Origin of the sequence: Loktanella sp. SALINAS62, assembly GCF_018263905.1 — a bacterium.
Classification (GTDB): domain Bacteria; phylum Pseudomonadota; class Alphaproteobacteria; order Rhodobacterales; family Rhodobacteraceae; genus Loktanella.
The window spans coordinates 147,327-162,355 of the sequence record NZ_JAAFZU010000030.1 but is presented as its reverse complement, the minus strand read 5'-3'; the positions used below and the strand labels follow the sequence as shown (position 1 = coordinate 162,355).

15 protein-coding genes are annotated in these 15,029 nt (G+C 63.1%); 8 read left to right on the top strand and 7 right to left on the bottom strand.

The window, feature by feature from the left end; translation table 11 throughout:
* Window positions 1-24 precede the first annotated feature (24 nt).
* Both GZH79_RS11870 and GZH79_RS11865 read right to left on the bottom strand, forming a co-directional pair.
* Entirely contained in the window at window positions 25-960 is a 936-nt protein-coding gene (locus GZH79_RS11870) for an alpha/beta hydrolase (protein ID WP_211643993.1), read from the bottom strand.
* 4 nt (window positions 961-964) lie between these two features.
* On the bottom strand, window positions 965-1,261 hold the full coding sequence (locus GZH79_RS11865; protein ID WP_211643992.1) for an SCP2 sterol-binding domain-containing protein: 297 nt from the start codon (window positions 1,259-1,261) through the stop codon (window positions 965-967).
* Between the two features lie 77 nt (window positions 1,262-1,338).
* On the opposite strand from GZH79_RS11865, the gene GZH79_RS11860 reads away from it, so the two are divergent.
* The 5 genes from GZH79_RS11860 (at window position 1,339) to GZH79_RS11840 (ending at window position 6,245) form a co-directional block, all read left to right on the top strand.
* Complete coding sequence (locus GZH79_RS11860) at window positions 1,339-1,887, top strand: tetratricopeptide repeat protein (protein WP_249219137.1); 549 nt, start codon at window positions 1,339-1,341, stop codon at window positions 1,885-1,887.
* Between the two features lie 24 nt (window positions 1,888-1,911).
* Window positions 1,912-4,785: a helicase-related protein gene (locus GZH79_RS11855; RefSeq protein WP_211643991.1), complete on the top strand. Its 2,874-nt coding sequence runs from the start codon at window positions 1,912-1,914 to the stop codon at window positions 4,783-4,785.
* A 14-nt stretch (window positions 4,786-4,799) separates the two neighbouring features.
* Window positions 4,800-5,159 (top strand): RNA-binding S4 domain-containing protein, encoded by a 360-nt coding sequence (locus tag GZH79_RS11850; protein ID WP_211644026.1) that lies wholly within the window; start codon window positions 4,800-4,802, stop codon window positions 5,157-5,159.
* Between the two features lie 50 nt (window positions 5,160-5,209).
* On the top strand, window positions 5,210-5,545 hold the full coding sequence (gene fdxA, locus GZH79_RS11845; RefSeq protein WP_211643990.1) for a ferredoxin FdxA: 336 nt from the start codon (window positions 5,210-5,212) through the stop codon (window positions 5,543-5,545).
* A gap of 193 nt (window positions 5,546-5,738) precedes the next feature.
* Window positions 5,739-6,245 carry a CarD family transcriptional regulator gene (locus GZH79_RS11840; RefSeq protein WP_211643989.1) on the top strand — a complete coding sequence of 169 codons (507 nt, stop codon included), beginning with the start codon at window positions 5,739-5,741 and terminating at the stop codon, window positions 6,243-6,245.
* 132 nt (window positions 6,246-6,377) lie between these two features.
* Here GZH79_RS11840 and purD read toward each other — a convergent pair whose 3' ends face one another.
* Window positions 6,378-7,640: a phosphoribosylamine--glycine ligase gene (gene purD, locus GZH79_RS11835; protein WP_211643988.1), complete on the bottom strand. Its 1,263-nt coding sequence runs from the start codon at window positions 7,638-7,640 to the stop codon at window positions 6,378-6,380.
* A gap of 71 nt (window positions 7,641-7,711) precedes the next feature.
* Between purD and xseA the strand changes: the two genes are divergently transcribed.
* Window positions 7,712-9,211 carry an exodeoxyribonuclease VII large subunit gene (gene xseA, locus GZH79_RS11830; RefSeq protein WP_211643987.1) on the top strand — a complete coding sequence of 500 codons (1,500 nt, stop codon included), beginning with the start codon at window positions 7,712-7,714 and terminating at the stop codon, window positions 9,209-9,211.
* Here xseA and GZH79_RS11825 read toward each other — a convergent pair.
* Together GZH79_RS11825 and GZH79_RS11820 are read right to left on the bottom strand one after the other, a co-directional pair.
* Window positions 9,208-9,588 (bottom strand): hypothetical protein, encoded by a 381-nt coding sequence (locus tag GZH79_RS11825; protein WP_211643986.1) that lies wholly within the window; start codon window positions 9,586-9,588, stop codon window positions 9,208-9,210. The genes xseA and GZH79_RS11825 overlap by 4 nt on opposite strands.
* Window positions 9,585-10,601 carry an alkane 1-monooxygenase gene (locus tag GZH79_RS11820; protein ID WP_211643985.1) on the bottom strand — a complete coding sequence of 339 codons (1,017 nt, stop codon included), beginning with the start codon at window positions 10,599-10,601 and terminating at the stop codon, window positions 9,585-9,587. The genes GZH79_RS11825 and GZH79_RS11820 overlap by 4 nt, the downstream gene beginning before the upstream one ends.
* A gap of 178 nt (window positions 10,602-10,779) precedes the next feature.
* Here GZH79_RS11820 and GZH79_RS11815 point away from each other — a divergent pair, with 178 nt between their 5' ends.
* Window positions 10,780-12,465: an NAD(P)H-dependent oxidoreductase subunit E gene (locus GZH79_RS11815; RefSeq protein WP_211643984.1), complete on the top strand. Its 1,686-nt coding sequence runs from the start codon at window positions 10,780-10,782 to the stop codon at window positions 12,463-12,465.
* Here GZH79_RS11815 and GZH79_RS11810 read toward each other — a convergent pair.
* Entirely contained in the window at window positions 12,462-13,343 is an 882-nt protein-coding gene (locus tag GZH79_RS11810; protein WP_211643983.1) for a lytic transglycosylase domain-containing protein, read from the bottom strand. The two genes, GZH79_RS11815 and GZH79_RS11810, sit on opposite strands and share 4 nt — an antisense overlap.
* A gap of 103 nt (window positions 13,344-13,446) precedes the next feature.
* Between GZH79_RS11810 and ftsY the strand changes: the two genes are divergently transcribed.
* Window positions 13,447-14,556: a signal recognition particle-docking protein FtsY gene (gene ftsY, locus GZH79_RS11805; protein WP_211643982.1), complete on the top strand. Its 1,110-nt coding sequence runs from the start codon at window positions 13,447-13,449 to the stop codon at window positions 14,554-14,556.
* Here the strand turns inward: ftsY and GZH79_RS11800 are convergent.
* Entirely contained in the window at window positions 14,553-15,026 is a 474-nt protein-coding gene (locus tag GZH79_RS11800) for an MgtC/SapB family protein (RefSeq protein ID WP_211643981.1), read from the bottom strand. The genes ftsY and GZH79_RS11800 overlap by 4 nt on opposite strands.
* Between the last annotated feature and the right edge of the window lie 3 nt (window positions 15,027-15,029).

The window sequence follows — 15,029 nt, the reverse complement described above, 5'->3', positions numbered from 1 at the left end:
TGACGATGGCCTGCCACGTCATCGTCAGGGATGGGCGTCGAACAGCGCGCAGGTCGCGTCGAACACACGTTCGCGGACATCGGGTGTTTCCATCATGACCTCGTGCTTGGCGCCATCGATCACATCAAGTGTGCCGCCCGGCCATTTGTCCATCCGGGTCCGGATGCGGGGCGCATCAACGATGGTTTCGGCGCTGCCAAGAAACGTCAGGCAGGGCGTGCGCGGAGAGGTCAGGCGCGCCAGATTGCGGGTTTCGTTCAACGCCTCGTACAGCCAGCGCAAAGACGGACCGCCCAGCCCCAGATCCGGCTGTTCGGTCAACTGGTGGATCATGTAATCGAACATATCCGGGTCAGAGGTCAGTTCGTTCATGTCCAGCGTGATGCGGTTGACGTAGTTTTCAACCTTTTGTCCGGGGGCCATGCCTGTATCCATTCCGACCCGGCGGGCGGCGACGGACAGCGCCCAGGCGAACGGGCGCAATGACGCGTTCATCTGAATGCCCCACATGGGCGCGCTGAACATGGCGGCACGCACGGGAAGGCCTTCGATCAGGGCCCGCAGGCCGATGGCACCGCCCATGGAATGGGCGATCAGATAGAACGGTTTGGGCAGGCCCAGATCGCGCGCATGCGTCAGCATGGCGGCCACATCTTTCTGGTAGTCGCGAAAGCTGTGGACATGGCCCGTCGCGCGGAAGGGCAGCAGCCGTTCGGCCAGCCCCTGACCACGCCAGTCCAGCGTGATGGTCGCGTAGCCGCGCGCGCGCAGGGATGCGGCGGCGCGGCCATATTTTTCGATGTATTCGGTGCGACCGGGAAACAGCAGCACCGTGCCGCGATCCGTATCCGACACCCAATGACCGACGCGGATCTGGCGGTTGTCGGTCGTCTTGAGCCAATGCGCCGCCCCGGAATCGGGACCATCGGCCAGATCGGAATGAAGCGGCGCATATCTCATGTGATCAGGAAATCACGCCAGCAAGCGCCATCGCCTTGCCCATGTCACCATCGATGGCCAGCTTGCCGGTCATGAAGGCGGCGGTGGGATTTTCGTCGCCGGACAGGATGCCTTCGAATGTGTCGCGGCTGGCGGTCAGGGTGACATCGGCGTCGGCGTCGACGTCGCAGGTGCTGACGTCGGTGCCGCTGATCATCAGCGCGCCTTCGTCTTCGATGATGAATTTCGCGCTGCCGTCAAAGGATTCGCCCGCCATTTTGGCGTTCAACTGCGTGACGGCGGCATTGAGGATATCGCTCATGGGATTGTGTCCTTGTTTTGGGGGCCGTGCCCTGAGGTTCCACTGGTATCCAGCGGGATTTAAACTACTGTCAGGATATGTCGATACATCGCGTGATCATCAACTCTGTCGTTGCGACACTCTTGTCGTCGCAGATGGCGCTGGCGCAGACCAGCACGCTGGATTCCCTGTTCGACCGGCTTGCGCAGGCGGACCCAGCGCAAGCGGCGGGCATTGCGGGGCAAATTCAGGAAGAATGGTCGCGCAGCGGGTCGGCGGCGATGGATCTGTTGCTGCGCAGGGGCGAAGACGCCTTGCAGGACGGCGATCCACGGCTTGCCGTCGATCATTTGAGCGCGCTGATCGACCACGCGCCAGACTTTGCCGAAGCCTACAGCGCACGGGCCACGGCGTTTTATGCGCAAGAACGGATAGGGCTGGCGCTGGACGATCTGCGCACGACGCTGACGCTGAACCCGCGTCACTTTAACGCGATGCGCGGGCTGGCGATCATATTCGAACAACTGGACCGTCCGCAGGATGCGCTTGAGGTCTATGCGCGAATCCGAGACATTGCGCCCCATATCGACGGGGTCGACACGGCCATTGACCGTCTGTCAGTCGAACTGGATGGCACGTCGTTGTGACGCGCCGCCCCTGCGGGGACGATCATGCAACCCTCTCGGATCACGGCCGTTCTGGGCCCGACGAACACCGGCAAGACGCATCTTGCGATTGACCGGATGCTGGGGCACCGCACCGGTGTGATCGGGCTGCCGCTGCGCCTGCTTGCGCGCGAGGTCTATGACAGGCTGGTGCGGGCCCGTGGTCCGGGCGTCGTGGCGCTGGTCACGGGAGAAGAACGGATCGTCCCGCCGCGTGCCGCCTATTGGGTCTGCACGGTCGAGGCGATGCCGACGGGCATGGGCTGCGATTTTCTGGCGGTCGATGAAATCCAGCTGTGTGCCGATCCCGAACGGGGCCATATCTTTACCGACCGGCTGCTGCATGCGCGCGGGCTGAAGGAAACGCTGTTCATGGGCGCGGAAACGATCCGGGGCGCGATCAACGCGTTGGTGCCCGGCGTCGAATTCATTCACCGCGAACGGTTCAGCACGCTGACCTACACAGGTTCGAAAAAGCTAAGCCGGATGCCCGCCCGGTCGGCGATCGTCGGGTTTTCGGTTGAAAATGTCTATGCGATCGCGGAACTGCTGCGCCGTCAAAAGGGCGGTGCTGCGGTGGTGATGGGGGCGCTGTCCCCACGGACGCGCAACGCGCAGGTCGAGATGTATCAAAACGGCGACGTCGATTATCTGGTTGCCACCGATGCCATCGGGATGGGCCTGAACCTGGACATCAAGCACGTCGCGTTTTCCGCGACCACGAAATTCGACGGCACGCGGATGCGCGAATTGCGGCCAGAGGAACTGGCCCAGATTGCGGGCCGGGCCGGGCGGCATACCGCCAGCGGCACATTCGGCGTCACCGGAGAAGTGTCTGAACTGGACGATGGCACCGTCGAACAGATCACAAGCCACCGGTTCCAGCCGGTCAAACGGTTGATGTGGCGAAATTCCGATCTGCAATTCGGGTCGGTCAAACGCCTGTTGCAAACGCTGGAAAGCCGCACCGACAACGACTGGCTGACCCGTGTGCGCGAAAGCGACGATCTGGCCGCATTGCGCAATCTGGCAGACGATCCGGTCATCGTGGCACGCGCCCACGACGGGCCATCTGTGCGGCTTTTGTGGGATGTCTGCAGGGTGCCTGATTTTCGTGGCATCAGTCGGGGGGAACATGCAGCCCTGTTGACGCGTATATATACCGACCTGCACCAGACGGGGCATGTGGACGAAAACTGGTTCGCCCTGCAGGTTGCGCGGATTGACCGGGACGACGGGGATATCGACACCCTGTCCAAACGACTGGCCTATATCCGCACATGGACCTATGTCGCGCAGCGCAAGGGATGGCTGCGGGACGAAAACCATTGGCGCGATGCCACCCGCGCTGTAGAAGACCGCCTGTCGGACGCGCTGCATGGCGCGCTGACCCAACGATTTGTGGACCGGCGCACCAGTGTGTTGCTGCGCCGGCTCAAACAGAAGGAGAGCCTTGTGGCTGACGTGAACGACCAGGGCGAAGTGACCGTAGAAGGCGAATTCATCGGCAAGCTGGAAGGCTTTCGGTTTCGCATGGACAAGGCTGGCAGCCCCGACGAGGCCAAGACGCTGCGACAGGCAAGCGTAGCGGCGCTGCTGCCGCATTTCCATTTGCGCGCGGACCGATTCTATAATGCGCCGGATACAGAGATCGATTTTACCGAACAGGGTGGGTTGATCTGGGGCGATCAGGCGGTCGGCAAACTGACAAAGGGCAGCGATCCGCTGAAGCCGTCGGTCGCTGTATTCGTCGATGATGCCGCCGGTCCCGACGTCGCGGCCAAGGTGCAGCGCCGGTTACAGCATTTCATCGACCGCAAGATCGCCGCGGCGATGGAACCGCTGCTGGCGCTGAAAAACGACGAGGCGTTGACCGGATCGGCCAAGGGTTTCGCGTTTCGTCTGGTCGAACATTTTGGCGTCATCACACGGGGTGAAGTCGCGGACGAGGTCAAGGCGCTGGATCAGGACGCGCGCGGGGCGCTGCGCAAGCACGGTATCCGGTTCGGCCAGTTCACGATCTTTCTGCCGCTCTTGCTGAAGCCTGCGCCGACCCGGCTGCGGCTGGTGCTGTGGTCGCTGGACAAGGATCTGGAAGAATTCCCCGAAAGCCCGCCCCCCGGTCTGGTGACGGTGCCAGCCGCACAGGACGTGCCGCAGGGTTATTACACGATGGCGGGCTACCGGGCGGCGGGTGACCGCGCGATCCGCATCGACATGCTGGAACGGCTGGCCGACATGCTGCGCGACAAGGATTCGCGCGGTGGTTTCGAAGCGACGCCCGACATGCTGTCGATTACAGGGATGACGCTGGAACAATTCGCGGGTCTGATGGGTGGTCTGGGCTACAAGGCCGAACAGGGCCAGCGGCCCAAGGTCAAAGCGGCGAAACCCGACGACAAACCGATCCCGCAGAAACCTGACGAACCGACCGATGCACCGGTACCCGAAAAACCGACCGACGTTCCCGGCGATGCGCCAAAGGATGTGCCGCCCGCTGATCCGGTCGCGTCCGACCCCGTCGCGTCCGATCCCGTCGTGCAAGGCGATGCCATCGGGGATTCCGCCACCGGTATCGTCGAAGTCGGTGATCCTGACGCGGCACCCACGTCTGAAGCGGCGACAGCGGCGGAGATCGAGACGTTCTACACCTTTACCTGGGGTGGACGGGCCGCACGCGCGCAAGGCAAACCGGCGGGCGGTCGTCCCCGTGGCGATAAACCGGCTGCCAAGGGGCGTGGCAAACCGCCTGCGCGTGGCAAGGGCAAACCCGGTGGAGAAAAGCCGCAAAGCTTTGCCGCCAAACCCAAGCGGCCGGAAAAGAAGATCGACCCCGATAACCCGTTTGCTGCGGCGCTGTCCGGGTTCAAGCCTGAGTGAACGCCGCCCGCGATATGATCCGGCTGGATAAATGGCTGTGGCATGCGCGGTTTTTCAAATCGCGCAGCCTCGCCGCTGGGGTCGTTTCGGGCGGGAAGGTCCGGGTGGATGGCACGCCTGTCAGCAAGCCCGCCCGCAATGTCGGACCGGGCGATGTCCTGACATTTACCCAGGGCGATGCCGTTCGGGTTGTGAAAATACTGGACTGCGGCACCCGTCGCGGTCCGGCCCCCGAAGCGCAGGGGCTTTACGATGATATGTCGCCGGTGCCAGCGCCACATCAGCCAGCAGCCCCGAAATACGACGGGAAAGGCCGCCCCAGCGGCAAGGACCGCCGCGACATGGCGACCAAAGGTCCATTCGCGCTTGAATGACGCAAACGGTTATCCTAGTCAGACCGCAACCAAAGCCTGAGTGATCCCGCATGACCTACATCGTCAACGACAACTGCATTGCCTGCAAATACACCGACTGCGTCGAAGTATGCCCCGTGGATTGCTTTTACGAAGGCGAGAACATGCTGGTCATCCATCCGGACGAATGCATCGACTGCGGTGTGTGCGAACCTGAATGCCCCGCCGACGCGATCCGCCCGGATACAGAGCCGGACATGGAAAAGTGGGTGGAATTCAACCGCAAGTATTCCGAAATCTGGCCGGTCATCATCACCAAGAAAGACCCGCTGCCCGACGCCGAGGCGATGGACGGCAAGGAAGGCAAGATGGACCTGTTTTCCGAAGCCCCCGGCGAAGGCGGGTGATTCGCAGAGGATTCGCGGGAAAGCCTGTTGATATCGTTGGATTTACAGCCAAAAAGGCTCCTGCTTTCGCGGGGGCCTTTTTTGTGTTATGGTGTTTGCGATGACGCTGATTTGATCCGACATTTTATCGCTTTGACCCCCCGTGGAATTCGTTCTGCGGGGTTGATTGCGTCGGGTCATGGAAAGGAAAGCCATGAGCAAGAAGAAAAAAGATTTTCAACCCAACGATTTCGTCGTCTATCCGGCGCACGGCGTGGGCAAGATCGTGTCTGTCGAAACGCAGGAAGTTGCCGGATTCGAGCTGGAGCTGTTCGTCATCGCCTTTGAAAAGGACAAGATGACGCTGCGCGTGCCGACCCACAAGGCGACCGAAGTGGGCATGCGCCCGCTGGCGTCCCCCGAAGTGGTCAGCCACGCAATGAAGACCCTGCGCGGCAAGGCAAAAGTCAAAAAAGCGATGTGGTCGCGTCGCGCGCAGGAATACGAACAAAAAATCAACTCTGGTGATCTGATCGCTATTGCCGAAGTGGTGCGTGATCTGCATCGTGCGGATGATCAGCGCGAGCAAAGCTATTCCGAACGGCAGCTATACGAAGCCGCGTTGGAACGCCTGACGCGCGAGATTGCCGTGGTGGCTGGCAACGACGAAAAAGCTGCCGCGGAAGAGATCGGTTCGGTTCTGGTGGGACGCGCGGCCTGACAACAGGCCCGTCACACTAGGGGAGGGGGAAAGGCCGCGTTTGGGAGGACGCGGCCTTTTCTGTTGGAAAAGCGATTTTCTGCGAACACGGCACTTTGCCCCGCGCGCGGTCAGCCGATCTGCGCCGATTTCTTACAGCGCGCGCCAGCCGATGTCGCGGCGGCAAAAACCAGCAGGCCAGTCAATGGCGTCGACCATCGCATAGGCGCGATCATGGGCCTGTTGCAGGGTGTCGCCCCGCGCCGTCAACGCCAGCACACGCCCACCGGTGGCAATCGTTTTGCCATCCTGCGTGCTGGTGCCCGCGTGGAACGCCATGTGAAAACTGTCCTTTGGCAGGGCGTCGAGCCCTTTGATTTCGCTGCCTTTGACATAATCGCCGGGGTATCCGTCGGCGGCCATGACGACGCTTAGCGCGTGGTCATCGGCCCAATGCACTGTCTGGCTGTCCAGTCGCGCTTCGGCGCAGGCTTGCAGCAGGTCCAGCACCTGACCGCCAAGCCGCATCATCAGGCCCTGACATTCCGGATCGCCAAAACGCACGTTGAATTCCACAAGGCTGGGCTGGCCCGCGTCGATCATCAGGCCGACGAACAGCACCCCGTTGAACGGCGTTCCGCGCTGGGCCATTTCGCGCATTGTGGGTTTGACGATTTCATCCAGCGCCTTTTGCGTGACCGCGTCGGTCATCACGGGGGCCGGAGAATACGCGCCCATGCCACCGGTGTTGGGGCCGGTGTCGCCGTCAAAAGCGCGTTTGTGATCCTGTGCCGTGCCGATTGGCAAAACCGTGGTGCCGTCGACCAGAACGAAGAAAGACGCTTCTTCGCCGGTCAGGAAATCCTCGACCACGACTTCGGCACCGGCGTCACCGAACTGGCCGCCCATCATGTCATCGACGGCATCAAGCGCATCTTTCAGGGTTTCGGCCACCACGACGCCCTTGCCTGCGGCCAGCCCGTCGGCCTTGACCACGATGGGCAGGGGCCGGGTGCGGACGTAGGCGCGTGCATCTTCGGCGTGGGTGAAATGTGCATAGGCGGCAGTCGGGGCGTTACAGGCATCGCAGATCGTTTTTGTGAAAGATTTCGACGATTCCAGTCGCGCGGCGGCGGCGGATGGTCCGAAAACTGCAAACCCGGCGGCGCGCAGATCGTCGGCCACGCCGACAGCAAGGGGTGCCTCTGGTCCGATGATGACGAAGTCGATTGATTCGTCTGCGGCAAAGGTCGCAACGGCCTGTCCGTCCAGAATGTCGATCTGGGCGCATTCGGCCAGTTGGGCGATGCCTGCGTTGCCGGGGGCGACGATCAGGCGGTCGCATTTCGGGTTTTGCAGGACCGCCCATGCAAGGCTGTGTTCGCGTCCACCGCTGCCAAGGATAAGAATGTTCATGCGCTGTCCCCTGCTTGGCCTTTGTCGCTGCGCGTTTTAGGATGCGCGCAACGCGATCACAAGGCGGATACATGGACCTGTTCGAAGACGACACAGACGATACATCTGGTCCGGGCGACAACACCCCGGCGTTTTCCGTGTCCGACCTGTCGGGTGCGATCAAAAAGACGATCGAGGGCGAATTTGGCCGCGTCCGCGTGCGTGGCGAGGTCGGTCGCGTGTCGCGGCCCCGGTCGGGGCACCTGTATCTGGACCTGAAAGACGACCGGTCCGTGCTGTCGGGGATCATCTGGAAAGGCCGCGCCGCGACGCTGGCCCAACAGCCCGAAGAGGGGATGGAGGTCATTGCGACCGGCAAGCTGACAACCTTTCCGGGGCAGTCGAAATACCAGATGATCATCGAAGATATCGCGCCTGCCGGGGCCGGTGCGCTGATGGCGATGCTGGAAAAACGCAAGGCGGCTTTGCAGGCCGAAGGTCTGTTCGATGCAGCCCGCAAGCGGCCCCTGCCGTTCCTGCCAGAGGTGATCGGCGTCGTCACATCGCCCAGTGGCGCGGTGATCCGGGACATCCTGCACCGGCTGCGTGACCGTTTTCCGCGCAAGGTGCTGGTCTGGCCCGTGGCGGTGCAGGGCGCGCGGTGTGCGCCAGACGTGGTGGCGGCGATCCGTGGCTTTAACGCGATGACACCGGGCGGGGCGCTGCCGCGACCCGATCTGCTGATCGTGGCGCGCGGTGGCGGATCGATCGAGGATCTGTGGGGTTTCAACGAAGAAATCGTGGCGCGGGCTGCTGCCGACAGCGCGATCCCGCTGATTTCCGCCGTGGGGCACGAAACCGACACGACCCTGATCGATTTCGTATCCGACCGGCGTGCACCGACACCGACGGCAGCCGCTGAAATGGCCGTGCCCGTGCGGTTGGAACTGAAGGCGGGGCTGGACCAGATGGGCGCGCGGATCAGTCGGGCGCTGACCACGGGACTTGCGCAACGGGATCAGCGGTTGCGGGATCTGGGCCGCGCCCTGCCGCAGGCGGAGTCGTTGTTGCAGGGGCCGCGCCAGCGTCTGGATTATCTGGGCGAGCGACTGCCCGGTGCGCTGAAATCGGCGGCGGGCCGCAAGCGGGTGCAACTGGCCGATGCAGCGCTGCGGCCCGCCCTGCTGACGCGGGCGATTGGTGAACAGCGGCGCAGGCTGGTGGTGCTGGCCGCGCGGTTGGACCCTGCATTGCAACGCAGGGTGGCCGATGCGCGGCAGACCGTGGCGCGTCAGCGGTTGGTCGCACCGGATACAAACCGGGCCAAGGACCGGCTGGCCGTGGTGCTGCAACGGCTGTCCGACCGGGCAACGCGCGATATCGAACGCCGTCGCGCCCGTCTGGATGCGATGGACCGGGTCCGCGAATCGGTGGGATACAAGGAAACGCTGCGGCGCGGCTATGCCGTCGTGCGCGGTGACGGTGCGGTCGTGACACGCACGGACGGCGTGACCACGGCGCGCAGCATCGAAATCGAATTCGCCGATGGCCGCATCACCGTGAATGGCGATCCGCAGGGCAAGCTGTTCTAGGACAAAAGATCGGGACCGGCGCAGGTCAGCGTGGTTTCCTGCGCCTCGATCAGCAGGGTTTGATAAAGTGACGATTCCGCGCGTAGCCCGGTGTTTGTCAGCGATACCGACCAGCATTTTGGCAAAGGGTCGCCGTCGTAGGCAAAACAGATCTGGTTGTCCGAATCGAACCAGCGTCCCGCGATGCAATCGCCCGGTGCGCCGGACCAGATGACACGCCGGTCCGGCAGATATTGTTCTATGCCAAAGATCGTGCCGTCGGTGCCGGTAAACGCCAGCGTCTTGCCCGTGACGTAGGATTCAAAGCCGTCGGCGGTCAGCAGATCGGCGGCGGCAGCGGGTGAGGCCAACAGCAACACAACTGCGGCGATCCTCATGCCATGACCCGTTGCACGCGGCGATCCATGACGCGGCGCCACAGGGGCGGGACCAGTGCAAGGCTTGCCATCGCGGGCAGGCTGCGGGGAAGGATCGGCGCGTCGCTGTCCAGCCGCAGTGCGGGGAACGGGCGCGCGGGATGGGCGTGGTGGTCGGAATGGCGCGGGGCGTTTAGCATCAATGCGCCTGAAAACCATTGCGGCGCGTTCCAGCTGTGACGCGGGCCGACGGGTTCAGGTTTGCCGTCGATGGTGCTGCGGGTCAGCCCATAGTGCTGCACGTAGTCGGACAACAGCAATTGCACCTGCGCGTAGGCCGCAAGCAGCAGATAGGCGGCAAGGCCACGCAGGCCGCCAATGGCGACCGCCGCCACACAAAACCCCAGCCCGCCCAAGATATAGACCACATAGGGGTTGTGCATATGGCCGCGTCCGACGCGGTCCAGCCGGGCCTGTTCGGCCGTGTATCCCATGCGGAACGACCCAGCCCAAGCGCGCGGCACGTAGGACCAATAGCCTTCGCCCAGTCGCGCGGTGGCGGGGTCGTCTGGCGTTGCCACCAGACGGTGGTGGATCAGCACATGGGCCGACACATGGTGGCCATACAGCATCGAAATATAGACCCAGCGTCCCAGCAGGTTCAGGCTGCGGCGTCCCTTGTGGATCAGCTCGTGCGCGTTCGAATTGCTGACCTGACCAAAATACAAACCAAGCGCTATGATCAGACCAACCGATGACCACAGGCCGATTTGTGCGGTGCCGATGGCGTGGATCGACACCCCCAGCAGACCGAAATGCGCGACGGCCAGCACCACTGACAGCAGATCGCCTGCGGGAAATTCCTCTCCTTCGACGGGCAGGGGGACGACGGCGACCAACTGGTCCAGCAGATAGGTGAACACGGTCATGTAGATCCACGCGACCACAACCCAGACGCCGCCGAACAGCGCCGCAAGCGTCAAAAGCGGGATCGGTATCAGGGTCGCAATGGTAAAAATGGCAATGGGGCGCATATCATCACAGGTCCAGGGGATTGGGTCTTTTAGCACTGCGGTGGGGGATTTGTCCCGGCCCAGATTGACGCACGACGCAGGGTTGCAGCGTTACAAAGTTAAAATCAGTCGCATTTGCATGGTGCCCTGTGCCGTGTTTCCCTTACACAACGGCAAGACGGGGAAAAAGGACGCGATCATGGCGCTGGATCACGACAAGGGTGTCTGGAAATCGGGCAAGGGCAAGGGCCGCAAGACGCCCAAGGGACGCCAGTTGGACGATCAGGCGTGGGACGACGTACGCGCCCTGTTGGGGGACCGTCCGCGCCGCGCTGATTTGCTGATCGAATATCTGCATCTGATTCAGGATGCCCACGGGCATCTGTCGGCGGCCCATCTGCGGGCCTTGGCCGAAGAAATGCGCCTGTCCCAGACGGAAGTATATGAAGTCGCCACGTTCTACGCGCATTTCGACGTGGTCAAGGAAGACGAGACGCCGCCGCCCGCGCTGACGATCCGCATTTGCGAATCGCTGTCGTGCGAATTGGCGGGCGCGCAGGCGCTGAAACAGGCGCTGCTGGATGATCTGCCCGCCGATCAGGTGCGTGTGGTGCGCGCGCCCTGCATGGGGCGGTGTGATACCGCGCCGGCGCTGCATCTGGGGCATCATTCCATCGACCATGCGACCGTGGACAAGGTCAGATCGGCCATCGCCGCAGGCCATACCCACGCCGATATCCCTGATTACGAAACCTTTGACGCCTACCGCGCGCAGGGCGGCTATGACGCGCTGCTGGGCTGCCGCGACGGGGGCGACTGGGAAGCGGTGCAGGCGCAGGTCGCCGCATCGGGCCTGCGCGGTCTGGGCGGGGCCGGGTTCCCGTCGGGCAAGAAATGGGGCTTTGTCCGCGCCGAAGCGGGGCCGCGCTATCTGGCTGTCAACGGGGACGAAGGCGAGCCGGGCACGTTCAAGGACCGCTGGTATCTGGAACGCACGCCGCATCTGTTCCTGGAAGGCATGCTGATTGCCGCCTGGGCCGTGGCGGCGGACCGCGTGTTTATCTACATGCGCGACGAATATCCCGCCGTGATCCGCATTCTGCGCGACGAAATCGCGCGGCTGGTCGATGCGGGCATCGTCGCTGACGGTTTCATCGATCTGCGGCGCGGTGCGGGGGCGTATATCTGCGGCGAAGAATCCGCGATGATCGAATCGATCGAGGGCAAGCGCGGCATCCCGCGCCATCGTCCGCCCTATGTCGCACAGGTTGGCGTCTTTGGACGACCGACGCTGGTGCATAACGTCGAAACGCTGATCTGGGTCACCCGCGTGCTGCGCGAAGGTCCAGAAATTCTGTCGTCGGTGGAACGCAACGGGCGTCAGGGGTTGCGGAATTATTCCGTGTCGGGCCGTGTCGCGCGTCTGGGTGTCTATCTGTTGCCTGCGGGGTCCACGATCCGCGACGTGATCGCCGCGGCGGGGGGCATGGCGGACGGGCATGTGTTCAAGGCGTATCAGCCGGGGGGGCCGTCGTCCGGACTGTTGCCTGCGTCGCTGGACGATGTGCCGCTGGATTTCGACACGTTGCAGCCGCATGGCAGCTTTATCGGGTCGGCGGCGGTGGTGGTGCTGTCTGATCGTGACAGTGCGCGCGCCGCCGCCCTGAACATGCTGGAATTCTTTGCCGACGAATCGTGCGGGCAATGCACGCCCTGCCGGGTCGGCTGCGAAAAGGCGGTCAAACTGATGCAGGCGGATCACTGGGACCGTGACCTGCTGGAAGACCTGTCGCAGGTGATGGTGGATGCATCCATTTGCGGTCTGGGACAGGCTGCACCCAACCCGATCCGCCTGACGATAAAACATTTCCCGGACGAGGTTTAGTTCGCAAAGACCGCGCAGCCGCAGCCCGTGGCGCGTGCCTGTGTGCAGACCCGCGTCGCATCTGCCGCACTGTCAGCGCCGACACGGGCCATGACGTAACCTTGTTTTCCGGATGCGCGGTTGCGCACGAACACCAGATCAAGCGTCCGGTCGCCACGTGAAAACCCGCATTGCCGCGTGCGCCGGTCATAGGATTCGCGCGCCTGTGCGGCGGTGCGGCCAAAGGCCAGTTGCGCACCCCATGGCGACACCTGCGGTTCGGGCGCCGGATAGGCGCTGAAGCGGCGGTTCTGGGCCAGATCCAGACAGGCGGCCATGAACGGCATGTCGCCCTGCAGTCTGAAATCGGGGTCGGGCGGGGGCGTGTCGCGCCAATTCTGTGCGGTATGCCCGGTGATGATCTGCACATAGTCGATGGTTTCGGGCATCAGGAATCCGCTGCCGTCGATCAGGCCTTGGGCGCGGGATTCGCCACCGTTGTAGCCTATGGCTGCCAAACCGACGTTTCCGTATTTGCGTGTCATTTCAGCAAGGTAGTGGGCGGAATGTTCCAGCGCCTGTGCCGGGTTCAGGCTGTCGCGCAGGCCGCGCAACTGGGCGGTGCTGTCGATGAACTGCGCGATGCCGCGCGCATCGGCGTGCGACAGGGCGTTGGGGTCGAACCGGCTTTCTTGCCACAACAGGCGGGCAAAGAACCCCGGCGGCAGATCGTTGCGTGCTGCAAAATGCTGGATCGCCTGACAGGTGTCATAGGCGAAATGCGACGGGCGGATACACTGCACCGGCCCCCATTTGCCGCTGCTGCACAGGGTTCCCTGTTCGGATTGCGCCGCAGCAGGGGACGCGAGCATCATCAACATAAGAACAAGCCTGATCATGACCGATCTTAGACTCGGGGTCGGGGCAGCGGTCAACCGGCGCTCTCTTTTCTTTGAAGGCGGATGGCACTAGCTAGGGGGCAGATAGATCAGGGCGGACCCGATGGCATTCTTCAAGAAACTGAAAGACCGGATGTTCCGGTCGTCCTCGCAACTGGACGCGGGACTGGATGCCATCGTGTCGGACGGTGGCGATGAAGCACCCGACCAACCGGTCGCTGATGCCCCTGCAGAACCGCATGTCCGGCCTGCGCCCGAAACGCCGCCCGCACCCGTACTGGCCGATCCCGACCCGGAACCGCCCGCGTCTGCGTCCGAAAAACCCGCAGGCATTCTGGGCGGGCTGTTCAAACCGCGCGACGCCGCCCCGGTGGTGCGGCGCACGCTGGACGACGACATGATCGAGCAATTGGAAGAATTGCTGATTGCCGCCGATATGGGGGTGGATACCGCGCTGCGGGTGACGGCCAACATGGCCGAGGGCCGGTTGGGCCGGAAATTGTCGGTGACGGAAATCAAGCAGCTTCTGGCTGACGAAGTGACGCGCATCATGGAACCGGTCGCGCGCCCGATGCCGCTGTATCAGCACCGGCCGCAGGTGGTGTTGGTCGTCGGTGTGAACGGGTCGGGCAAAACCACGACCATCGGCAAGCTGGCCAGCCAGTTCAAGGCGGCGGGCAAAACGGTCGTGATCGCGGCGGGCGATACGTTCCGCGCGGCGGCGGTTGAACAGTTGCAAATCTGGGGCGACCGCGCGGGCGTGCCCGTGCTGACCGCGCCCGAAGGGTCCGACCCCGCATCGCTGGCGTTTGACGCGATGACAAAGGCGCAGGCCGATGGGGCCGATCTGCTGATGATCGACACCGCAGGCCGCTTGCAGAACCGCGCCGACCTGATGGAAGAGCTGTCAAAGATCGTGCGTGTGATCCGCAAGAAAGACCCTGATGCGCCGCACAACACCTTGTTGGTGCTGGATGCGACGACGGGTCAGAATGCATTGCAGCAGGTCAAGGTGTTTCAGGAACTGGCCGATGTATCCGGTCTGGTGATGACCAAACTGGATGGCACGGCCAAGGGCGGCGTGCTGGTGGCGCTGGCCGATAAATTCGGCCTGCCGATCCATGCCATCGGGGTGGGCGAACAGATCGATGATCTGGCCCCGTTCGACCCAGAGGATTTTGCCGCGGCACTGGTCGGGCTGGACCGGGTCTAGTCCGACGGTTTCAACCGTTCCAGCACATAAAGCACGGCAACGACCAGCGCTGCCGCGATGGCGGCGAGGGGTATTTCACCCGCACCGCAGGCCAGCCCGATTGCGCCGGCCAGCCACATAGATGCGCCTGTCGTGATGTTTTTGACCGATCCGCCACTGGTGAAAATCACGCCTGCGGCCAAAAAGGCGACGCCGGCGGTCACCGCCTCGATCAGGCGCAGGGGGTCGATCCGTTTCGCGTCATCGCTTTCGAATTGCAGTTGCACCAGTTCCTGACCGACGATGGTGAACAGACAGGCCGCGATGGCCACAAGGATATGGGTGCGCAGGCCCGCGGGCTTTTCCTTGAATTCGCGTTCCAGCCCGACCAGTCCGCCCAGCACCATGGCTGACACAAGCCGGACAATCGCCAGACTGGCTGGCACCGCTTCGAAACTGCCCGACAGGGTCGATTGCAAGATGTTCCCCATAAC